Genomic DNA, 21590 nt, shown 5'->3' with positions numbered 1-21590 from the left:
CTGGACGCGCTCCTGTCCCGCTTCTACGCTGGGGTCACCGGGTTCACTCACAGGGTCCCGTCGTCACGATGCCCTCGCGGTCCGCGGGGTCTGGCACAGCGGGACGGCCCGGTCGGATCCGGGGTGAGCAACACCTCGATGAAGGGCTGGTCCTCATGACCGCCACGTACCCGTGCTGCACGCACCTCGACTTCCCGGCGGGGCACACCCGCACCCCCGTCTCCACCTTCGCCGCCACGACCCTGCAGGTGCTCTCGTGACGCCCCGTCCCGTCGAGGACTGGCACCGTCACGGCATGCGCTCACCCGAGGAGGTCGCCGAGCTGATCGCCGACCGCGTCGGCGGCACCTCGGACGCCTCCGTGCCCGCCGGTCCCGAGCACGACGAACCCTCGTACGCGGACTTCCTCGGCGAGCAGGTCTGACGCGGCCCCCGGACGGGGGCTCGCGCCGTCCTGCCTGCGCGCGGATGATCCTCGGCAGGGGCCGTGTGGCCCGTCCCGTCTCACCAGCGGGACCCGGATCAGGGAGGACCCGACGTGCACGACCACGACACCCATCCGTTCGACCGTCACGTCGGTCCGCCGCACGTCGAACGCTTCCGGCTCACCCGGACCGACGAGATGCTCCGCGTGGTCTGCACGTGCGCGATCGGTGCCGACCACGACAACACCATCCGGCACCCCGCTGCCCCGACGGTCGCCTGAGTCGAACGGGTGAACACCAGCCGCGTGCCTCCGGTGAATCCGGTCGTGCGCGACGGTGCGGCGGGATACTGGTCGGGTGCGTGAACTCCAAGCCACCATCGCTGCGGACCTCGACGTCCAGCCGACCATCGACCCCGAGCAGGAGGTCGCCCGCCGTGTCGCGTTCCTGCGTGACTACCTGACCACGACCGGCGCGAAGGGGTTCGTCCTCGCCGTCAGCGGCGGGCAGGACTCCACGCTCGCGGGGCGGCTCACCCAGCTCGCCGTCGAGTCCCTCCGCGCGGAGGGACGCGAGGCCGAGTTCGTCACCGTCCGCATGCCGTACCGGGTTCAGGCCGACGAGGACGACGCGCAGCTCGCGCTGCAGTTCATCGCCGCCGACCCCGGCATCGTGGTGAACATCGAGCACGGCGTCGACGGCGTGGTGCAGGACACCGCGGCGTCCGGCGTCGCGCTCAGCGACTTCGTGAAGGGCAACGTCAAGGCGCGCATGCGCATGGTCGCCCAGTACGCCGTGGCCGGGCAGCGCGGACTGCTGGTCGTCGGTACGGACCACGCGGCCGAGGCCGTGACGGGCTTCTTCACGAAGTACGGCGACGGCGGCGTCGACCTCACCCCGCTGACCGGGCTGACGAAGAGCCAGGGGCGGCAGCTCCTCGAGCACCTGGGGGCGCCGGCTCGCCTGTACGAGAAGGCGCCGACCGCGGACCTGCTCGACGACCTGCCCGGGCAGACCGACGAGGCCAACCTCGGCCTGACCTACGTCGAGATCGACGCGTACCTGCAGGGGCACGACGTCCCCGACGAGGTCGCCGAGGCGATCGAGTCGCGCTACCGAGCGACCGAGCACAAGCGTCGCGTGCCCGCGACGCCCTTCGACAGCTGGTGGCAGCAGGGCGCGTAGCGCCACAGCGCTGGACCGGACGGGAGGCGCGGTGCAGGTCCCGACCTGCAGCGCGCCTCCCGTCGTGCGTGCGACCGTGTGGCGTGGCCGGTCGGTCCTGGTGGCCGTCCGGTTCTCCACAACTCCGGTCGCCGTCCTGCCGCTGCGGTCCCCGCGCTCCTAGGATGGGCGCAACGGAACAACAGATGCGGAATCCCGGTCACGACCGACCGTGCCGGGGCCGCTGGGGGGAATCATGGAAGTCCTGCTCGCACTCGGCGCCGTCCCGCTCGTCATCGTGGGGATCATCGTCCTCGCCGTGATCGCGCTCGTGTACGCCAAGCTCGTCTACCGCAACGCCGGTGCGGACGAGGCGATCATCATCACCGGGAAGCGGTCGCGGAAGGTCAAGAACCCCGACGGCACCGAGACCGTCGAGTCCGGCATCAAGGTCGTCCTCGGTGCGGGTGTGCTCGTCCGACCGTTCTTCGAGCGGGTGGCGAAGATCTCGCTGTCCTCGCGTGCCATCGACATCAACGTGAACGCGCAGGACTCCCGCGGCGTCACGATCGACGTCGAGGCCGTGGCGCTCGTCAAGGTGGGCGAGGCCGATGCGTCGATCCGTGCTGCTGCGCAGCGCTTCCTCGGCCAGGAGAAGAAGATCGACGACTTCGCGCGCGAGGTCCTGTCCGGTTCGCTCCGCGCGTCGATCGGCGCGACCGACGTGTCGACGATCATCCGCAACCGCGACCAGCTCACGGTGGCGGTCCTCGACGTCGCCAAGGACGCCCTGCACAGCCAGGGTCTCGACGTCGACTCGTTCGAGATCAAGGGCATCTCGGACCGCAACGACTACATCAGCGACCTCGGTCGTGCCGAGCGCGCCCGCGTCCGGCTCGAGGCGGAGAACGCCGAGGCCCAGGCCGACCGCGAGGCACGCGAGGCCCGGGCCACCGCCGACCAGGCGATCGCCGAGGCCGAGAACACCCTCGCCATCCGTCGTGCGGCGCTGCAGCTCGACGCCGATCGGGCGTCGGCCGAGGCCGCAGCGGCTGGTCCGCTCGCGCAGGCTCGCGCGTCGCAGGGCGTCGTCGAACAGGAGCAGATCACGGCGCAGAAGCGCGCCGAGCTCCGTCGTGCCGAGCTCGAGTCCGAGGTGAGCGCGGTCGCCGAGGCGAACGCGCGCAAGACCCGGGTGGAGGCCGAGGCTGCTGCGGCTGCCCAGGTCGAGACGGCCCGTGCGCAGGCCGAGGCCCGACGGATCTCGGCCGAGGCGGTCGCCGCCGAGGCCCAGGCCGAGGCTGCCGCCCGCAAGCTCGCCGCCGACGCCTCACGTGCGGAGGGTGAGGCCGCGGCCGACGCCATCCGTGCGAAGGGTCAGGCCGAGGCCGACGCGACGAAGGCCCAGGCCGACGCGCTCGCACAGCACTCCGAGGCCGTGCTCCGGGTGAAGGCGCTCGAGACGCTGCCGAGCATCGCCCGCGAGCTCGCGGCGCCGATGGGCAACATCGACAAGCTGACGGTCGTGTCCTCGGACGGCGCAGGCGCCCTGTCGAAGAGCGTCGTGAGCCAGTTCAGCGAGGTCGACGCGCTGCTCGGCACCACGGCCGGCTTCACGCTGAGCGACATCGTGAAGAGCACGACGACCGGCCAGGCCGCTGCCCGGGCGGTCGCGCGTGAACAGGACGCCGCGCCGGTCGACTGACGGACACGGTCGTGCGCACGGGCGCGGTCGGGTCAGCCCCGGTCGCGCCCGTCGTCGTCCCGGTGTCGCTGCTGGCCGCCGGCGTCCTCGCGCTGGTCCTCAACCGGGTCGCTGTCGGTGGCCGGGTCGCCGTCGGTGACCGGGTCGCCGTCGGTGACCGGGTCGCCGTCGGTCGACTCCTGCGGCCGTCCCTGCAGCGCGTCCCGCTCGGCGGCCAGACGCTGCTGCCAGACGACGCTGCGGGCGGCGCCCTCGAGCACGTCCTCGACCTGCCCGCCGGTCTTCGCTGCGAGTGCGCCGCTCAGGCCCGCGGTGAGGGTGCCGCCAGCGGCAGCGAGGCGTTCCATGACCTCCTCCTGCCGGGGCGTGAGGGGTTCGTCGACCATGCTGTCCACGGTCTCGCGGATGTTCGCCTCGCTGGCGTCGAGCGAGGCGTCGTCCCCGGCGTGCAGTGCGGCGGCCTCGCCGACGACGACGAGTCCGAGCCGTGCGGCGTCGTCCTCGGGACGGGGGCGTTCGTTCTCGTCGGTCATGGCGGGGACGCTACGCCCCGGCCGATGTACGGCCGTCAGCACCCTGTCCCCCCCTGCTCGGGGTCGACCGGTCGCACGGGACGACGAAGGACCCCGGACCGTCACGGTCCGGGGTCCTTCGTGGTGCCGCTCCGACACCCCCACGTCGGTCAGTGGCGCCTGCCGGTGGTCAGCGGCGCGCGCCGCGACCCGCGAAGCGCGTGTAGAGGAACAGCACGATGACGGCACCGATGATCGAGCCGATGATGCCGGCCGGCTGGAAGAAGCCGTCCATCGGGTCGTGCTGGAAGATGAGGAACCCGAGGAAGCCGCCGACGAACGAGCCGATGATGCCGAGCACGATCGTCATGAGGATCGACATGTGCTGCTTGCCGGGGATGATCAGCCGGGCGAGGGCGCCGGCGATGAGGCCGATGATGATGAGGCTGATGATGAGACCGAGCACGGTGTCCTCCTTGGGTCAGACCTGTCGCGGTCCGGGGGTGTCCGCGATCTGGGTCGGCCCCGATTGAACACCGCTCTTCCCCAGCATGTTCACAGCCTGCATGGAGGCGCAGGTACAGGCGAGGGTCACACCGCTCCGGACGACTCCAGCTCCGCCTGCAGCTCGGTGTCCGAGGGCTCCACGAAGTGCTTGCCGTTCGGCAGCACCACGACGGGGATGTTCTTGCGGCCGCTGATGGCCTCGGCCCGGTCGGCGGCGGACAGGTCCGCCTCGACGTCCACGTAGTCGTAGTCGACCCCGAGGCGGTCGAGGAGCGCCTTCGAGCGTCGGCAGTCGCGGCACCAGTCCGCGCCGAACATCGTCACCTTGTCGAACGTCGCATCAGTCATGTCCTCACAGTACGTCCGACGGCCGCGGGACATTCCCGCGTCACCGCCCACGCCCCGACGACGTGTGACCGCGTGACCGCGTGACCGTCAGCCCGCGCGACTCCGCGCCGACCCGCACGCCCTACGATGGCCCCATGCCGCAGCGACCCGACCCCGAGCGGGCCGCATGGGCCGCGGCAGCCGTCCGACGCTTCGCCGCGGCGACCAACCTCCTCGTCGCCGGCCGCACCGTCCGTGTGCTCGGCGGCGACCCGCGTGACGCCGCGGCGCTCGTCGCACTGCTCACCGGGCTCGGTGCACGCACCGCGGCGGACCCCGCCCCCGCGGACCACGAGCCGGTCGACGACGAGCCGATCGACCAGCTCTGGTGCCTCGGCGACCCGGACGAGTCGACCGCTGCCGTCGAGCGCGAGACCGACCGGCCCCGCGGCGCCACCCTCGTGGTGGTGGACGCCGGCCGGTACGCCCCCGCGGTCGACGAGGACGCCTTCGGCCCGGTCGCCCCGGCCCGCCCCGGGGTGCTCGCCGTCCCGACGCTCTCCGACGACGTGTTCCTCGTCTCCACCGGTCGGGAGCCCGAGGACGACCCCGCCGCCGAGGACCGCATCCGCTGGGCGCGCAGGTCGATGCCGGTCGCCCGTGCCGTCGCCGCGGAGCTCCGCGACGGCGGGCTGCTCCGCGGTACCCGGATCGGCGTCGCGATGGTGCTCGAGCCGAAGACGGCCGTGCTCAGCCTGCTCCTGCGCGACGCGGGCGCCGAGGTCGTCGTGTACGCGCACGCCGACGAGACGGACGACGCGGTCGCGGACGTGCTCCGCCGCGCCGGGATGCCGGTCCACGCGGACAGCACGGCCTCGCTCGCCGAGCAGCACCGTCTCGCCCTGGCGATGCTCGACACGCGTCCGCACGTGCTCCTCGACGACGGCTCGCACCTGATCCGCCTCGCGCACCAGGAGCGGCCCGAGCTGCTGCCGACCATGCTCGGCGCCGCGGAGGAGACGACGAGCGGCCTCCGACCCCTCCGCGTCATGGCCGAGCGCGGCGAGCTCGGCATCCCCGTGGTCGCCGTGAACGACGCCCGCGCCAAGACCTGCTTCGACAACCGCTTCGGCACCGGCCAGTCCACGGTGTTCGCGACGCTCGACCTGGTCGACCCGCTCCCGTCCGCCGTGCACCGGGTCCGGCCGGGAGGCACGGCGGTCGTCGCCGGCTTCGGTCCCGTCGGCGAGGGGGTCGCCCAGGTCCTCGTCGCGCTCGGCTTCCGGGTCACGGTCGCCGAGGTCGACCCGGTCCGCGCCCTGCAGGCGCGCTTCGCCGGGCACGCGGTCGCACCGTTCGTCGACGCGGTGCGCGACGCCGACCTCGTGGTGAGTGCCTCCGGGGTGGCGGACACCGTGGACCACACGGTCCTGCGCGCGTGCGCGGTCGGTGCGGTCGTGTCCGTCGCGGGGGGCGTCGACGACGAGGTCGCCCTGTCCGCGGCGGCCTCCGCCGGTGCGGTCCGGACGGCCGTGGCGCAGCACGTGGAGCGCCTGACCTGGCCGGACGGCCACCAGGTGCTCGTCCTCGCCGGGGGCAACGGGGTGAACACGAGCGCCGCCGAGGGCAACCCCGTCGAGATCATGGACCTGTCCTTCGCGGTGCAGCTCGGCGCCCTCCGGATGCTGCTCGAGCGCGGCGACGAACTCCCGCGCGCCGTCGTGCCGGTCGACCCCGCGGTGGACGAGGCGACCGCCCGCGTCGCGCTCGCCGCGTGGGGGAGCCGGGTCGCTCCTCCCGTCCGGATCGCCGAGCAGCCCGCCGACCGCGAGCGAGACGTGCGGACGCACCGGTTCGGGACACCCCGGTGACCGCGTCGCCGGTCGTGGTGCACTCGGCGCGCGTCGTCGTGCCGATGACGGCACCGCCGATCGCCGACGGGGCGGTCGCGGTGCAGGACGGACGGATCCTGCACGTCGGCGACCGGTCGTGGGTGGTCGACCAGCTCGACGCCGCCGGGCGCACGTGCACGGAGCGGCGCTGGCGGGGCGCGCTCCTGCCGGGTCTCGTCAACGCGCACACGCACCTGCAGTACACCGGCATGTCCGGTGTCGGTCAACGGCAGTACGCGGGTTTCGAGGACTGGGCGGCTGCGTTCAACGTGGACTACGCGCTCCCGCACGACTGGCGGGCGGAGGCGTCCGCGGGCGCCGTCGCATCGATCGCGGCGGGCGTCACGAGCATCGCGGACGTGGTGACCGACATCGAGGCGGCCGACGTCCTGGAGCAGCACCGCCTCGGCGGGATCGCCTACTGGGAGGTCATGGACTGGGAGAACGCGGCGTGGGAGTCCCACGGGCGCGACCAGGTGCTCGACGAGCTCGCACGGATCCCGACCACGCCCGGGGCGGGGCTGTCGCCGCACGCGCCGTACTCCCTCGACGTGGCACCGCTGCTCGAACTGCCGGACATCGTGCGCCAGCGGGGGCTCCGGCTGCACCTGCACCTGGGCGAGGCGGCGTTCGAGGGGGAGCGGGTCTCGCTCGGGCCGGTCCCGGGGCTCGAGGGCGTCGACGGCGTCGGGCACACCGCGGACTGGCACCTGGCGAACGTGCCGTCCTTCCGGGCCATGCGGGCGCTCGGCTTCGGCGCCAGTGCCACCGCGTTCGTCGACCGGCTGGGCGTGCTGGGCCCCGACTGCCACATCGCGCACGGCGTGTACGTGACCGCGTCCGACCGAGCCCTCCTGCGGGCACGCGGGACCACGGTCGCGCTCTGCCCCCGGTCGAACGCCGTCATCGGCCTCGACCCGCCGCCCGTCGCGGACTACCTGCGCGAGGGCAGCCCGATCGCGATCGGCACCGACTCCCTGTCGTCGTCGCCGTCCCTCGACCCGATGGCCGACGTCACCGCACTGCACCGCATCGCCCGCGCCCAGGGGTACGCGCACCGCGACCTGCACGAGCGGCTGCTGGCGGCGGCGACCCTCGGTGGCGCGCACGCGATGGGGACGGCGGTCGGGCCGGACCGCGTCGGACACCTCGCCGTCGGGGCACGAGCCGACCTGGCCGTGTTCGACGTCGACGCCCGGACCGTGCCCGACGCACTCGCCGAACTCGTCGAGGACGGTGCCGGCCGCGCCGTCGCGACGATCGTCCGCGGCGTCGTGCGGGCCACCGACGGCACCGTGCACCCGCTCGACCCCGAGACAGCCCCCACCCGGGGCCCCGTCCCCCACCACGTCCGTCCCCAGGAGGAACGATGACCGACACCGCACCCCGCCCCGGCATGGTCGCCCGCCGCACCGTCGGCGGCGAGCTGATCGAGTGGCTCGACGTCCCGCAGCGCGCGGCCGCCCTCGGCATGGAGCCGCACCCGGAGGGCGGTTGGTACGTGCGCACGTGGACCTCGCCCTCGACCGTCGAGACCCCGGCCGGCGAGCGTCCCGCCGCGACCCTCATCCACTTCCTGCTGCCCCCGGGCGAGGCCTCCGCCTGGCACCGTGTCACGAGCGACGAGATCTGGATGTGGCACGGGCCGGACACCGTCGTGCTCGAGCTCGGCGGCTCCGGCGACCGGCCCGAGCCCGGGGACCGGATCACCCTCGGCCCGGACGCCGGCCGGCACCGGCTGCACGACGCCCAGGCCTTCGTGCGCGGTGGGGTCTGGCAGCGCACCCTGCCCGGCGACGGCGAGGTGCTCCTCAGCTGCATGGTGTCGCCCGGGTTCTCGTTCGACGACTTCACGATGGCGGGCGACACCGACGGCGACGCCGCGACCGCGTAGTCGACGGTCATCCGCGTCGCGGTGGTATCCCACGCGCCGGTACACTGCCTCCTGCCCGCTCCACCCCGCTCTGTCCCGCTGACGAAGGCCCTCCCGTGACCCGCACCCGCCGTCTGTCCCTTGCCGTCGCCACCGCCACGGTCGCCGCCCTCGCGCTCGCCGCCTGCTCCGCCGGTGGGAGCAGCGCCGGGAGCGACGGCACCGTCACGGACGGCAAGCTCACGATCGCGACCGGCCAGCCGGCCTACTCGCCCTGGGTGGAGGACGACGACCCGCAGTCCGGCAAGGGCTTCGAGTCCGCCGTGGCCTACGCGGTCGCGAAGGAGATGGGCTACGCGAAAGGCGACGTCGTCTGGAAGCGCAGCACCTTCGACAGCGCCATCGCCCCCGGCCCGAAGGACTGGGACCTCAACGTCCAGCAGTTCTCGATCGACGCGAAGCGCAAGAAGGCCGTCGACATGTCCACGCCGTACTACACGACCACGCAGGCCGTCGTGACGACGTCGGGGTCGAAGGCCGCGAAGGACACCACCGTCGCCGCACTGAAGGGCGACACGATCGGTGTCGCCTCGGGCTCCACGAGCATCAGCTCCGTGAAGGACGTGCTCGGCGTCACTCCGCAGGTGTTCAACTCGAACGACGACGCCGTGCTGGCGCTGAAGTCGGGGCAGATCGACGCGATCGTGACCGACCTGCCGACGGCGTTCTACATGGCCGCCGCGCAGCTCGACGACGGCACGGTCTCGGCGCAGTTCCCCGAGGACGGCTCCGGCGACCAGTTCGGCTTCGTGCTGCCGAAGGGCTCCGCGCTGACGAGCAAGGTCGACAAGGCCCTCGAGGCCCTGGAGAGCGACGGCACGCTCGCCGACCTGCAGACGAAGTGGCTCTCCTCGGAGACGAACACCCCCGTCCTGAAGTAGCCCGGTGACCGCCCCAGCAGGTGCCGGCACCCCGGTGACCGCTCCAGCGCCGAGCCAGGTCGAGCTCGAACGACGGCTCTACCGTCGGCAGCGCGGCCGCCGCTCGGTCGTCGTGTCGGTCGTCTCGACGCTCGTCGTGATCGCGGTCGTCTGGCTCGGCGTCGTGAACACGCCCGGCTGGGCCGCGGTGCAGCAGTCGTTCTTCGATCCGCAGACGGCGATCGACACCTTCCCGGCCGTCCTGCTCGGGCTGTGGCTGAACATCCGGATCCTGTTCTTCAGCGCGATCGGCGTCGCCGTGCTCGGGACCCTGCTCGCCGTCGTGCGGGGGCTGCGGAACCCGGTGTTCTTCCCGCTGCGGATGCTCGCCACCGCCTACACCGACCTGTTCCGGGGTCTGCCGCTCATCATCGTGCTCTACCTGGTCGGCTTCGGCATCCCGGGGCTCGGCATCTTCCCGCGGCAACCCCCGGAGGTCTGGGGCACCATCGCGATCGTGCTCACGTACTCGTCCTACGTCGCCGAGGTGCTCCGCGCCGGCATGGAGGCCGTGCACCCGTCCCAGCGCCTCGCCGCCCGGTCGCTCGGCCTGTCCCATGCCGGGACGCTGCGGCTGGTCGTGCTGCCCCAGGCGATCCGCAAGGTCACCCCGGCGCTCATGAACGACTTCGTCTCGATGCAGAAGGACGTCGGCCTGGTGTCGATCCTCGGCGCCGTCGACGCGGTGCGGAGCGCTCAGATCGCACAGGCCGAGACCTACAACTTCACGCCGTACCTCGTCGCGGGGCTGCTGTTCGTCGTGATCAGCCTCCCGCTCATCCGGGTGACGGATGCCATCGCTCGACGGCAGCAGCGTCGCGAGCAGATCGGGGGGACCGTGTGAGCGAGTCGGTGGTCCTGGAACTGCGCGGACTGCGCAAGACGTTCGGCGAGCACGAGGTCCTGCGGGGGATCGACCTGACCGTGCACCGCCACGAGGTCATCTGCGTCATCGGGGCGTCCGGTTCCGGCAAGTCGACACTGCTGAAGACGGTGAACCTGCTCGAGGGCATCGACGACGGCGAGATCCTGCTCCAGGGGACGGACATCGCCGACCCCCGCACCGACGTCGACGCCACCCGCGCCCGGATCGGCGTGGTCTTCCAGCAGTTCAACCTGTTCCCGCACATGCGGGTGCTCGACAACGTCACGCTCGCGTCCCGTCGGGTGCACGGCATCGCCCGGGCCGAGGCGGAGGCGACCGCCCGCCGACTGCTCGACCGGATCGGACTGGGCGACTTCGCCGGGGCGTACCCGGACCGGCTCTCCGGCGGGCAGCAGCAGCGCGTCGCCGTGGTGCGGGCGATCGCGACGTCGCCGGAGCTGCTCCTGCTCGACGAGGTGACGAGCGCCCTCGACCCGCAGCTCGTCGGCGAGGTGCTCGACCTCGTCCGCGAGCTCAAGGAGCAGGGCGCCACGATCCTGATGACCACCCACGAGATGTCCTTCGCCCGGAACGTCGCCGACCGCATCGTGTTCCTGCACCAGGGCGAGGTGGTCGAGCAGGGCGCGCCGGCCGACGTGCTCGACCGGCCGCAGCACCCGGCGCTCGTCGAGTTCCTGTCCCGCGTCCACGCCTGACGCGGGTCACACGGCGAGCAGCACCTTGCCGATGACCTCGCCGTCGCGGACCCGGCGGTGTGCCTCCGCTGCCTCGGCGAGCGGGACCACCGAGTCGACGATCGGTCGGACGCTGCCGTCGGCGACGAGCGGCCAGACGTGCTCGCGGACGGCGGCGACGATGGCGGCCTTCTCGTCGAGCGGCCGGGCTCGGAGCGTCGTCGCGCTGATGGTCGCACGCTTCCGCATCATCGCGCCGAAGTCGAGCTCGCCCTTCTGCCCGCTGCCCGCCGCGATCACGGCGATGTGCCCGTTCGGGGCGAGCACGTCGAGGTGCTTCGCGAGGTAGTCCGCCCCGACGACGTCCAGCACGACGTCGACCCCGCGGCCGTCGGTGAAGTCGCGGGCGCGCTCGACGAAGTCCTCGGTGCGGTGGTCCACCACGAGATCGGCGCCGAGCTCCCTCGAAGCACGCACCTTCCGCTCCCCGCCGCTCGTCGCGATCACCCGGGCACCGAGCGCCTTCGCCCACACGACCGCGTGCGATCCCATGCCGCCCGTGCCGCCGTGCACCAGCAGGGTCTGCCCGGGCCGGAGCCCCGCGATCATCCCCACGTTCGAGTACACCGTGCACGCGGCCTCGGGCAGTCCCGCGGCCTCGACCAGGTCCACGCCGTCGGGCACCGGCAGCACCTGGGCCGCGGGCACGGCCACGAGGGTCGCGTAGCCGCCACCCGACAGCAGCGCGCACACCCGGTCACCGACCGCGAACCCGTCCACGCCGTCGCCGAGCGCGCGGACCGTCCCGGAGACCTCGAGGCCCAGCACATCGGACGCGCCGGGCGGCGGCGGGTAGTTGCCCGCGACCTGCTGCAGGTCGGCGTTGTTGACCCCGGCCGCTGCCACCTCGACGAGGACCTCGCCCGGCCCGGCGACCGGGTCCGGGTGCTCGTCGAGTCGGAGTCCGCCGTCGTGTGCCGTGATCGCCTGCATGCCCTCGACCGTACGCCCCGCGGCAGGGCAGACCGGCACGGCTCGTGGCACGGCAGGCCCGACGGACGCCGTGTACCGTCGGTGCCGATCCGCGCCGCTCCGTCGCGCGGGCACGACCAGGGGGGACGTCCATGTCCAGGAAGACCATCGCCGTCGCGACCGCGGCACTCGCCGTCGCACTGCTCGCCGGCTGCTCGAACGGGGGCTCCGGGAACGGCGGCGCCGAGGGCTCCGGTTCGTCGTCCTCGGCAGCCTCCTCGGCCCCGAGCTCCGCGGCGCCGCAGGCCGCTTCCCAGAGCAAGGCCGAGGCGTGCAACGCGTTCCAGTCGAAGGTCGAGGACGCCGCGAAGGGCCTGCAGTCGCAGGTCACCGAGCTGCAGTCGGACCCACAGGCAGCCGTCGCGAAGCTCGAGGAGTTCGACCAGTCGCTGTCCGACGGCGTCGACGCGGTGCAGAACGCCGACGTCAAGCCGAAGGCCGAGGCGTTCCGGTCGGCGTACACCGACATGCTGACGCAGATCAAGGCGATCACGGCGGACCCGCAGTCGGCGGACCTGTCGGCGTTCTCGGACACCACGCAGAAGGTCCAGGACGCGGGGACCGACTTTCAGCAGGCCTGCTCGTCCTGACCGCCGCAGCACGACGACGCCCCGTCCACCGATCGGTGGACGGGGCGTCGTCGTGCGGGTGCTCCGGCCCGTCAGGCCGCCGGTCGAGCAGCGTCGAGCCGGGCGACGTCCTCGTCGCGGAGCTTCACCGTCGCCGCGACGACCGAGTCCAGGATCGACTGCGGCCGCGACGCACCCGGGATCGGGATCACCACGTCGCTCTTCTGCAGCTCCCACGCCAGCGCCACGACCTGCGGCGACACGTCGCGCTCGCGGGCGATGACGGCGAAGTCCTCGTACGCGGTCCCCAGGTCGGCGGCCTTCGCGATACCGCCGAGGGGGCTCCACGGCAGGAACGCGATGCCGAGCTCGTCGCACAGCTCGAGCTCCGGCTCGCTCGACCGGAACGCCGGTGAGAACTGGTTCTGCACCGAGACGAGGCGGCCGCCCAGGACCTCGTTCGCCTCACGGATCTGGTCGGGGTCGGCGTTCGAGATGCCCGCCATGCGGATGACGCCCTCGTCGAGGAGCTCCGCGAGTGCCCCGATCGAGTCCGCGTAGGGCACCGACGGGTCCGGCCGGTGGAACTGGTACAGGCCGACGGCGTCGACACCGAGGCGCTTCGCCGAGGCCTTCGCGGCCTCCTTGAGGTACTCCGGTCGGCCGTCCTGCGCCCACGCGCCCGGTTCCGGCCGCAGGTGGCCGCCCTTCGTGGCGACGAGCACCGCGTCGGTGTCGCCGTGGAACTCGCGGATCGCCTTCGCGATGAGCTCCTCGTTGTGCCCGACCTCGTCCTTGGCCGCCTGGTGGTAGGCGTCCGCGGTGTCGATGAGGGTGACGCCCGCCTCGAGGGCGGCGTGGATGGTCGCGATCGCCTGTCGCTCGTCGGGCCGCCCCTCGATCGACATGGGCATCCCGCCCAGTCCGATCGCGCTGACCGACACGTCTCCGATGACTCGTTGCTTCATGCGCCCAGCTTGCGCCGGTCGACCGGGGCGACGCCCAGCGTGCGCGGACGGGACAGGCCGACGGGACCGCCGGACGGGAGGCCCGTGGCGGCCCCGCCACGCGCCTCCCGTCCGGCGGACGCCGCGCTAGGGGAGCTGCAGTGCGGTCACCTGGCCGGCCCCCGTCGCCGGGTCGGTCGCCTGCGCGAACACGACCCCGCCCCCGGTGACGACCACGATCGCCAGGACGAACCCGAGCGCGGCGATCCACCACGACGAACGACGACGCACCCAGGCGCCGACCGCGAGCACGACCGTCGCGACCCCGATGACGAAGGACCCGCCGACCGCGATCGCGGCGCCGCCGAGGAAGCGGCCCGGCGAGCACCCCGTGGCCGCGTCGCAGCCCGCGGTGGCCGAGACGACCGCGATGATCCCGACCACCAGGGTGAGGAGCGTCAGGAGGGCACCGGCTGCGAGCAGGAGGACGGTCGACACCCGGTCGGCGACCCGGCCCGCGGGGAACAGCGTCGTGCCGCCACGCGCCCACGCGGCGCGTTCGGTGCTGCCCGGGCCGGACTGGGACGGACCCGAGGGTGAGGACTGCGGCGGACCGCCGGACGGGTGCGACCAGGTCATGCGACCGGTCTACCGTGCCTCGACGCCGAACGCCCGGGCGAGCCGCTGGATCTTCTGCGCGCGGCCGAGTCGCGGCAGGTCGGAGCCGTCGCGGATGACCTGCCCGCGGGCGTCGAAGTCGTCGAGGAAGTCCTGCGCCCAGGCGACGTCGGTCGGCGTGGGGGAGATGACCTCGTTGATGACCGGCAGCTGCTCGGTGTCCAGGCAGAGCTTGCCGGTCAGGCCGAGCGACACCGCCACCTGGGACTGCTCGCGGAGGATCGCGTGCGCCGAGCCGACCGTCGGGCCGTCGATCGGACCCGGCAGGTCGCCCACGCGCGAGGCGACGACGAGCCGGGAGCGCGGGTAGGCCATGGCGAGCGTGTCGGCCGAGGTGCCGGTGTCGCGGCGGTAGTCACCCGAGCCGAAGGCCAGGCGGAAGGCGCCCTGTGCCTTCGCGATCGACGTCGCCTCCTCGATGCCGAGCGCCGACTCGACCAGGGCGATCACCGGGGTGTGGCCGCCGAGCCGGTGCCACGTGTCGGTGACCTGCGCGGGGGACTCGGTCTTCGCGAGCATCACGCCCTGCAGGCCCGGGAGGCCGCGGAGCTCCTCGACGTCGTCCGCCCAGAAGTCCGTCGTGACGTCGTTGATCCGGACCCAGGCCTCACCGCCGCCCGCGAGCCACGAGGCCACGGTCGTGCGGGCACCCGGCTTCGCGGCGGGGTCGACGGCGTCCTCGACGTCGAGGATGATCTGGTCGGCGCGCGACCGCTGTGCCCGCTCGAACCGGTCGGCGGCGGTGCCGGGCACGAGGAGCCACGACCGGGAGATCTCGGCGGGGACCGACCGACGCCGGTCCGGCCGGGCCGACGAGGGTGCGGGGGCGGACGGGGCGGTGCGGTCGTCGATGGCCATGCCACGTTGCTACCACACCGGCCCGTCGGACCCCGTACCGGGCCCGCACGGAAAGCCGGAAACGTCGGGTCATTGCCAGGGAGGCCGCCCGCTTCCGCCTACAGTGTCGGATGTGTGGCGAGACAGGGTGACCGACGGCGCGGACGACGCGGATGACGACGTCCCCGTCCAGGGCGCCGACGCGCCCGAGGACGGGCGCGAGCAGCGGGAGGGCGACCGGAGCGACGAGCCGGACCGCACGCTGCGGCCGGAACTGCAGCTCACGAGCCCGCAGGCGATCAGCCTGGGCGACCCGCGCCTCCAGGCCGGCAACGCCGCCGAGCCCACGTGGGACGCCTGGCGGACGCAGCTGACCGGTGTCGGCGGGACGAGCCCCCTCACGCACTTCAGCGACCACCCGCGTGCCCGGATCGAGCTGTCCACCACGCACCCCGGCGGACTCGCGCAGTTCATCACCGGCAAGACGACGCTGCTCTCGAGCCTGATCCGCGACGAGGTCGCCCTGCGCGCCGCGCGTGTCGCCGCCGCCCAGGTCGAGGCGAAGGGCACCGAGCTCGCGACCGTGCGCGGGATCGACGCCGTGAAGCTCGGCATCGGCATGGCCGACTGGCAGCACGGCGACGAGCACTTCCGCGGCCCGGTGCTCCTCCGCCCGCTCGCGATCCGTCGGCACGGCCGTGACTTCGAGGTGCGCCTGCTCGGCGAGCCGGTGCTCAACCCCGGGCTGGCCGACGCGCTGCACGAGCAGTACGGCGTCATCCTCGACGCCCAGTCCTTCGTCGCGCTCGCGCAGCAGGACGGTTCGTTCACCCCGAACCCCGTCATCGACCGGCTCCGCGGGCTGACCGCGCACATCCCCGGCTTCTCGGTGCACGCGCGCCTGGTCGTCTCGACCTTCGCCGAGGTCGCCAGCGGCATGGTCGAGGACACCGGCGACCTGTCCCACCCGGTGCTCGACGCGCTCGCCGGCAACCCGAGCGCGAAGTGGCAGGTCGAGCAGTCCTACCACCCGGTCGAGCAGACCCCGTCGGACGAGCGCAGCCCGGAGACCGACACGCTGCTGCTCGACGCCGACGACGAGCAGGAGAACGTGATCGCGCAGATAACGGCGGGCAACTCGATCGTCGTGAAGACCCTGCCGGGCACCGGCGGGACGCAGACGATCGTCAACGCGCTCGGCGGCCTCGTCGCGGCGAACAAGCGCGTCCTCGTCGTGAGCCCGCGGCGGGCGACCCTGCGGGGCATCGCCGCACGCTTCGCCGAGGTCCAGCTGCCGGGCGTCGCCGTCACGCCGGGCACCCTGCGCCGTGACGTCGTCCGGGGCATCGCGCGCAACGAGAAGGCCGCGCGTCCGAACCTCCGCGAGGTCGACGACGCCCTGGTCCGGCTCCGCAAGGTCCTCACCGACTACCGCGGCTCGCTGACCCGCGTCGACCCGGACTTCGGCGTCTCGGTGCTCGACTGCCTGGTCGAGCTGTCCCGGCTGTCGCTCCTGCCGGTGCCGCCGTCGACGACCGCCCGACTGTCGAAGCGGTCCGTGACGAGCATGGTCGAGGGCCGTTCGCGCGTCGCCGAGACCATGGTCAGCGCGGCCAACCTCGGCGAGTTCCGCTACGGCCCGGACGACTCGCCCTGGTACGGCGCCAAGTTCGGTTCGAGCGACGGCGCGCAGCGGGCGCACAAGACCGCGAAGGACCTCGACGCCGACGGCCTGCCGACGCTGCTGCGCCGTGCGCACGACCTCGTGGCGTCGACCCACATGCGGCAGTTCACGACGATCAACGAGCTCGGCATCTACCTCCGCCTGCTCACCGAGATCCGGGACACCCTCGACCGCTTCCTGCCCGTCGTCTTCGACCGGTCGGTCTCGGAGCTCGTCGCCGCGACGGCCCCTCGTGGCGAGGGCGCCCCGATGTCGTCGACGAACCGTCGTCGGCTGAAGAAGCTCGCGCGTGAGTACGTCCGACCGGGCGTGCACGTGTCCGACCTGCACGAGGCGCTGACCCGCGTGCAGCAGCAGCGCGTGCTCTGGCAGCGCTACGTCGCGGCCGGCGTGAACCCCGAGGTGCCCACGGGCATCGGGGACGTGCAGGTGCTCTTCTCGAACGTCGTGCAGGACCTCGCCCGACTCGACGAGCCCCTCGGCCGGACCGAGCGGGACCGCCAGCTCGCGAACCTGCCGATCGACGAGCTCGTCCCGACGGTCGCCCGCCTGGCCGAGGAGTCCGACGTCCTGCACAACCTGCAGGAGCGCACCGAGCTCATGCAGACCCTGCGCGACCTGCAGCTCGAGCCGCTCATCACCGACCTGGCACACCGCCACGTGCCGGACACCCAGGTGCCGGCCGAGCTCGAGCTCGCCTGGTGGCAGTCCGCGCTCGAGACGATGCTCGAGTCCGACCGGGCGCTGCTCGGCGGCAACACCGACATGCTCGACCGGGTCGAGGCCGACTTCCGGCTCGTCGACGACGCCCACGCGGCCGGGGTCTCCCAGGGCCTGGCGTGGCAGCTCGCCGAGAACTGGAAGGTCGGACTGGTCGACTGGCCGGACGAGGCGACGTCGCTGAAGACGCAGCTCAAGGAGGGCGCGATCACCTCGCGCCTGCTGCAGGACTCCGCGCCGCACCTGTCCCGGTCGATCGCGCCGGTCTGGCTCGCCTCGCCGTACGAGGTCCCCGAGATCGCCGACACGATGCCGTTCGACACGGTGATCCTCGTCGACGCCGGTGCCGTCACCATCGCCGAGACCGTCGGCGCCGTCCGTCGCGCTCGCCAGACCGTCGTGTTCGGCGACCCGGTGACGCAGACCCCGTCGCCGTTCCGGATCGCGGTCGACCCCGACCACCGGGCACTGCAGGTGGACGAGGGCACGCTCGACGCCCTGCACGCCGACTCCGCGCTCGCGAAGCTGTCGACGCTCCTGCCGACCCTGTCGCTCACGCGGTCGTACCGCGCCGGCGGCGAGGACCTCGCCGAGCTCGTCAACCGCCGCTTCTACGGCGGCCGCATCGAGTCGCTGCCGTGGGCCGGTTCGTTCCTCGGCCACGGCTCCATCGCGATCGACTACGTCAGCGACGGCAAGGCCGTGCCGGACCCCGAGTCCGGGGCGGTCGAGAGCGTCGACGCCGAGGTGGACCGCGTGGTCCGGCTCGTCACCGAGCACGCCCGCACACGCCCGACAGAGTCGCTCATGGTGATCACGGCGTCGGCGAAGCACGCGGTGCGCGTCGAGCAGGCCGTCCTGACCGCGGCGCAGGGCCACAAGGACCTCACCGAGTTCGTCATCGGCGACCGCGCCGAGCCGTTCATCGTCGCGACGCTCGAGCAGTCCGTGGCGCAGAGCCGCGACCGTGTCGTGTTCTCGATCGGGTACGGCCGGACCCCGCACGGCCGCGTGCTGCGCGACTTCGGTCCGCTCGGCAAGCCCGGCGGGGAGCGTCTGCTCGCCGTCGCGATGACCCGCGCGCGCCGGTCGATGGTCATCGTCACGTGCTTCCAGCCGTCGGACATCGAGGCCGAGCGGATGGGCCACGGCACCGTCGCGCTGGCCGAGATCCTCGCCGAGGTCCGCGCGCGCACCGCCGCCGAGTACGTGCCCGACGACTCCGACCCGCTGCTCGTCGACCTCGCCCGACGACTCGAGATGCGCGGCATCCCCGTCGCGCTCGGCCACCGGGGCAAGCTCGGCCTGGTGGCGGCGCACGGCGGCGTCTGCGTCACGATCGAGACCGACGCGTCGCTCGTCCGGGGTTCGCTCCGCGAGTCGCTGCGGCTCCGTCCCGAGGTGCTCCGCCGACTCGGGTGGCACTACGTGCGGGTGCACGCGTTCCAGCTGTTCTCCGACCCGGACCGCGTCGCGGACACCGTGGCGTCGGTGCTCGGCGTCGACCGCGGAGCGACCCAGGAGATCTCGATCCCTCCGATCCCCGCACGCCGATGACCCGGTCGGAGACGCATCCCCGCGTGCCCGCTCCGGGCCCCGCTCGCCGGTGAGCGGGTCCCGGCGCGCGTCCCGCGCGGCCGGTCCGGTGACGGCGGGGACGGACCAGCTGGTGGGCTCGTGGACGCGGGCCGACGACGTGACGGATGCCGAGCCTCCCGTCCGTTCCGCAGATGACGGTGGCGGAACCGGCACCGACACGACCGACCGGCCGGGAGGCTCGCCCCGCCGCACCAGGCGCGTCACCACCGCGCCGGTCCCGGGCTACGACCCGGCCGCGCCGCCGGAACCGGCCCGCCACCGCGACGGGGAGAACGACGCCCAGCTGCTGCGCGACGTGCCCCCACACTGGTGACGGGTAGCCTGGGGTCGATGACTGACACCGCGCGACGGCGACCCGACTGGCAGACGTGGCCGAACCTGATCACGCTGGTGCGCTTCCTGCTCATCCCGGTGTTCATCGGCTTCGTCGTGGCCGGCCACCCCGGCTGGGCGCTCGTCACGCTCGTCGTCCTCGGTGTCAGCGACTGGGCGGACGGCTTCATCGCGCGTCGGTTCGACCAGGGCTCGAAGCTCGGCAAGGCGCTCGACCCGATCGCCGACCGCCTGGCGATCATCGCCATCGTGCTGTCGCTCGTGCTCGTCGGCCTGCTGCCGTGGCCGAGCGTCGCGATCATCGTCCTCGTGGACGCGGTGCTCGCGCTGCTGTCCGGCCTGTGGTTCCGCGGCGACCCGGACCTCGACGTCACGTGGACCGGCAAGATCCGATCCGCGCTGCTCTTCGTCGGTCTGCCGCTGCTGCTGTTCTCGTCGACGTCGTGGGCATCGCAGCACGACTGGATCCGGGTGCTCGCGCTCGTCTTCGTCTGGGCGGGCACGATCGGCCACGTCGTCGCCGGTGTGCAGTACGCCCGGGCCCTCGCCGCGAAGCACCGCGCGACGGCCCGCACCGCCTGACGCGGACGCGCGCGGCGCGGGCGTCCGGCCCGCGCCGTCCTGCCCGCGCCGTCCGGCCCGCGCCGTCCTGCCCCGTCGAACCAGGAAACCGACGTCGAACCGACCCCGGAGGCTGGTTCGACGTCGGTTCCGTGGTTCGGGACGCCCGCGGCTAGAGCTTCGTCGAGCCGCTGATCCCCGGTCCCTCGGGAGCGGTCGACGGGGCGACGTGCGCACCGCCGCCCGACGCCACCGCGTCGCCGTTCTGCGTGCGGAGCAGGTCGCGGATCTCGAGCAGCACCTCGACGTCGGTCGGCGGGACGTCCTGCGGCGTCTGCTGCTCGTCGTTCTTCACCCGCTCGAAGGCGAGCTTCTTGAGCCGGTTGACCGGGACGACCAGGGCGAAGTACACCACCGCCGCGACGATGACGAAGTTCAGGACCGCGCCGATGATCGCGCCGAACAGGATGTCCGCCGAGTCCCCGGAGACGGTGGGGATCGACACGACGAGTGCCTTGTCCAGGCTCGACGCGTTGAAGACCGCGCCGATCAGGGGGTTGATGAGCGAGTTCACGATCGCGGTGACGATCGCGGTGAACGCCGCACCGATGACGACCGCGACGGCCAGGTCGATGACGTTCCCGCGGAGCAGGAACTCCTTGAAGCCCTTCACGTGAGCCTCCTTCCGTGTCGAGGAGACCCCACCGTACCGACGGAGACGAGCCCTCGTCAGGAGGCGCTGGGCGCGGCCGGCTTCGACTCGGTCTTCTTCGGCTCCGCCTTCGCCGGCGTGCTCGACGACGACGAGGACGACCCCGACGACCCCTCGGCCTTCGGCGTCGACCGCGAGTCGGTGCGGTAGAAGCCGCCGCCGTTGAAGGTGACGCCGACCGGCGAGAACACCTTGCGCAGCGCACCGCCGCAGACGGGGCACTCGGTCAGGGTGGCGTCGGAGAACGACTGCTTGACGTCGAAGGCGTTGTCGCACTCGGTGCAGCGGTACGAGTAGGTGGGCACCCTAGCTCCGGAAGGTGATGATGCGCGACGGCGTGATGATGCCGTCGACGGGTTCGTCGTGGGCCTCGCGCGGGACCTCGTCGAGGTACTCCGCGTCGAAGATCACAGCATAGACGGGCGGCCGGTTCGCCATCGACCCGAGGGTCTTGTCGTAGTAGCCGCGGCCCCAGCCCATCCGGCATCCGTCGTGCCCGACCGCCGCCGCCGGGGTGAGGATCGCGTCGACGTCCCCGAGCGCGAGCGGGGAGAGCACCTCACCGACGACCTCGGGCATGCCGTGCAGGCCCTCGTGTTCGGAGACCCCGTCGTCGACCGCCCAGTCGAGCAGGCCGTCCTCGCGGGTGATCGGGAGCAGCACCCGGACGCCGTGCTCCTGCGCCCAGCGCAGGAAGGGTCGGACGTCCGGCTCGTCGGGCGCCGACAGGTAGAGCGCGAGCGAGCGCAGCTGCCGTTCTTCCACGAAGCGCTGCAGCGTCGACGTCAGGGCGGTCGTGTCGGTGTCGCGCTCCGTCGTGGTCCGGGTGCGCCGCCGCTGCCGGAGCTCGGCTCGCAGGGCGCGCTTCTCGTTCCCGAGGTCGGCGGTCATGGCGGGGAGTCTACCGAGCGCGGGTTTGCGGCTTCCCGCCGTGGGGCGCGGGATGCCGTGTCCCCCGAAGTGCCCATGCCCG

23 protein-coding genes are annotated in these 21590 nt (G+C 72.9%); 13 read left to right on the top strand and 10 right to left on the bottom strand.

Features of this window, described 5'->3' with window-relative positions:
* Positions 1-295 precede the first annotated feature (295 nt).
* From NI26_RS17295 to NI26_RS13910, 4 genes are all read left to right on the top strand, one after another.
* A complete protein-coding gene (locus NI26_RS17295; protein ID WP_268746754.1) occupies positions 296-424 on the top strand; it encodes a hypothetical protein in 129 nt (42 codons plus the stop codon).
* 114 nt (positions 425-538) lie between these two features.
* On the top strand, positions 539-706 hold the full coding sequence (locus NI26_RS16965) for a hypothetical protein (RefSeq protein WP_158407773.1): 168 nt from the start codon (positions 539-541) through the stop codon (positions 704-706).
* Between the two features lie 76 nt (positions 707-782).
* On the top strand, positions 783-1610 hold the full coding sequence (gene nadE / locus NI26_RS13915) for an ammonia-dependent NAD(+) synthetase (protein ID WP_066656508.1): 828 nt from the start codon (positions 783-785) through the stop codon (positions 1608-1610).
* Positions 1611-1845: 235 nt separating this feature from the next.
* Positions 1846-3294: an SPFH domain-containing protein gene (locus tag NI26_RS13910; RefSeq protein ID WP_066656505.1), complete on the top strand. Its 1449-nt coding sequence runs from the start codon at positions 1846-1848 to the stop codon at positions 3292-3294.
* Between the two features lie 32 nt (positions 3295-3326).
* On the opposite strand, the gene NI26_RS13905 is transcribed toward NI26_RS13910, so the two are convergent.
* From NI26_RS13905 to NI26_RS13895, 3 genes are all read right to left on the bottom strand, one after another.
* Positions 3327-3827, bottom strand: a complete 501-nt coding sequence (locus NI26_RS13905) for a hypothetical protein (protein WP_066656496.1) — start codon at positions 3825-3827, stop codon at positions 3327-3329.
* A 169-nt stretch (positions 3828-3996) separates the two neighbouring features.
* Complete coding sequence (locus NI26_RS13900) at positions 3997-4272, bottom strand: GlsB/YeaQ/YmgE family stress response membrane protein (RefSeq protein ID WP_066656492.1); 276 nt, start codon at positions 4270-4272, stop codon at positions 3997-3999.
* 125 nt (positions 4273-4397) lie between these two features.
* Positions 4398-4661, bottom strand: a complete 264-nt coding sequence (locus NI26_RS13895; protein WP_066656489.1) for a glutaredoxin family protein — start codon at positions 4659-4661, stop codon at positions 4398-4400.
* Between the two features lie 134 nt (positions 4662-4795).
* Here NI26_RS13895 and NI26_RS13890 point away from each other — a divergent pair, with 134 nt between their 5' ends.
* From NI26_RS13890 to NI26_RS13865, 6 genes are all read left to right on the top strand, one after another.
* A complete protein-coding gene (locus NI26_RS13890) occupies positions 4796-6511 on the top strand; it encodes an adenosylhomocysteinase (RefSeq protein ID WP_066656486.1) in 1716 nt (571 codons plus the stop codon).
* Positions 6508-7905 carry an amidohydrolase family protein gene (locus tag NI26_RS13885; protein WP_326998614.1) on the top strand — a complete coding sequence of 466 codons (1398 nt, stop codon included), beginning with the start codon at positions 6508-6510 and terminating at the stop codon, positions 7903-7905. Before NI26_RS13890 ends, NI26_RS13885 begins: the two co-directional genes overlap by 4 nt.
* Positions 7902-8426, top strand: a complete 525-nt coding sequence (locus tag NI26_RS13880) for a cupin domain-containing protein (RefSeq protein ID WP_235426380.1) — start codon at positions 7902-7904, stop codon at positions 8424-8426. The genes NI26_RS13885 and NI26_RS13880 overlap by 4 nt, the downstream gene beginning before the upstream one ends.
* Before the next feature lie 95 nt (positions 8427-8521).
* Positions 8522-9346: an ABC transporter substrate-binding protein gene (locus tag NI26_RS13875; protein WP_066656483.1), complete on the top strand. Its 825-nt coding sequence runs from the start codon at positions 8522-8524 to the stop codon at positions 9344-9346.
* Positions 9347-9350: 4 nt separating this feature from the next.
* A complete protein-coding gene (locus NI26_RS13870; protein ID WP_066656480.1) occupies positions 9351-10229 on the top strand; it encodes an amino acid ABC transporter permease in 879 nt (292 codons plus the stop codon).
* Positions 10226-10966: an amino acid ABC transporter ATP-binding protein gene (locus NI26_RS13865; RefSeq protein ID WP_066656477.1), complete on the top strand. Its 741-nt coding sequence runs from the start codon at positions 10226-10228 to the stop codon at positions 10964-10966. The genes NI26_RS13870 and NI26_RS13865 overlap by 4 nt, the downstream gene beginning before the upstream one ends.
* Positions 10967-10972: 6 nt before the next feature.
* Here the strand turns inward: NI26_RS13865 and NI26_RS13860 are convergent, their stop codons facing one another.
* Positions 10973-11938 carry an NAD(P)H-quinone oxidoreductase gene (locus NI26_RS13860; protein ID WP_066656474.1) on the bottom strand — a complete coding sequence of 322 codons (966 nt, stop codon included), beginning with the start codon at positions 11936-11938 and terminating at the stop codon, positions 10973-10975.
* A 131-nt stretch (positions 11939-12069) separates the two neighbouring features.
* On the opposite strand from NI26_RS13860, the gene NI26_RS13855 reads away from it, so the two are divergent.
* Positions 12070-12567: a hypothetical protein gene (locus tag NI26_RS13855; RefSeq protein ID WP_066656471.1), complete on the top strand. Its 498-nt coding sequence runs from the start codon at positions 12070-12072 to the stop codon at positions 12565-12567.
* Between the two features lie 71 nt (positions 12568-12638).
* On the opposite strand, the gene NI26_RS13850 is transcribed toward NI26_RS13855, so the two are convergent.
* The 3 genes from NI26_RS13850 to NI26_RS13840 form a co-directional block, all read right to left on the bottom strand.
* A complete protein-coding gene (locus tag NI26_RS13850; RefSeq protein ID WP_066656468.1) occupies positions 12639-13514 on the bottom strand; it encodes an aldo/keto reductase in 876 nt (291 codons plus the stop codon).
* 126 nt (positions 13515-13640) lie between these two features.
* Positions 13641-14132: a DUF6264 family protein gene (locus NI26_RS13845; RefSeq protein WP_066656466.1), complete on the bottom strand. Its 492-nt coding sequence runs from the start codon at positions 14130-14132 to the stop codon at positions 13641-13643.
* Between the two features lie 9 nt (positions 14133-14141).
* Complete coding sequence (locus NI26_RS13840; RefSeq protein WP_200884115.1) at positions 14142-15029, bottom strand: HpcH/HpaI aldolase/citrate lyase family protein; 888 nt, start codon at positions 15027-15029, stop codon at positions 14142-14144.
* Between the two features lie 112 nt (positions 15030-15141).
* On the opposite strand from NI26_RS13840, the gene NI26_RS13835 reads away from it, so the two are divergent.
* Both NI26_RS13835 and NI26_RS13825 read left to right on the top strand, forming a co-directional pair.
* The gene (locus NI26_RS13835) at positions 15142-18969 is read left to right on the top strand and encodes an ATP-binding protein (protein ID WP_081985099.1); all 3828 of its coding nucleotides are present in this window, start codon (positions 15142-15144) and stop codon (positions 18967-18969) included.
* A gap of 372 nt (positions 18970-19341) precedes the next feature.
* Positions 19342-19926, top strand: a complete 585-nt coding sequence (locus tag NI26_RS13825) for a CDP-alcohol phosphatidyltransferase family protein (RefSeq protein ID WP_066656458.1) — start codon at positions 19342-19344, stop codon at positions 19924-19926.
* Between the two features lie 151 nt (positions 19927-20077).
* Here the strand turns inward: NI26_RS13825 and mscL are convergent, their stop codons facing one another.
* The 3 genes from mscL to NI26_RS13810 are packed head-to-tail and all read right to left on the bottom strand — an operon-like array spanning position 20078 to position 21508.
* Positions 20078-20578 (bottom strand): large conductance mechanosensitive channel protein MscL, encoded by a 501-nt coding sequence (gene mscL, locus NI26_RS13820; RefSeq protein ID WP_066656454.1) that lies wholly within the window; start codon positions 20576-20578, stop codon positions 20078-20080.
* Between the two features lie 56 nt (positions 20579-20634).
* Positions 20635-20922, bottom strand: a complete 288-nt coding sequence (locus NI26_RS13815) for an FmdB family zinc ribbon protein (protein WP_066656452.1) — start codon at positions 20920-20922, stop codon at positions 20635-20637.
* 1 nt (position 20923) lies between these two features.
* Positions 20924-21508, bottom strand: coding sequence for a 5-formyltetrahydrofolate cyclo-ligase (locus NI26_RS13810; protein WP_066656450.1), 585 nt, complete (start codon positions 21506-21508; stop codon positions 20924-20926).
* Positions 21509-21590: the final 82 nt, after the last annotated feature.

The sequence above is a fragment of the Curtobacterium sp. MR_MD2014 genome, assembly GCF_000772085.1.
Classification (GTDB): domain Bacteria; phylum Actinomycetota; class Actinomycetes; order Actinomycetales; family Microbacteriaceae; genus Curtobacterium.
The sequence above is the reverse complement of the archived record's forward strand: the minus strand, read 5'-3'. Positions and strand labels throughout refer to the sequence as shown.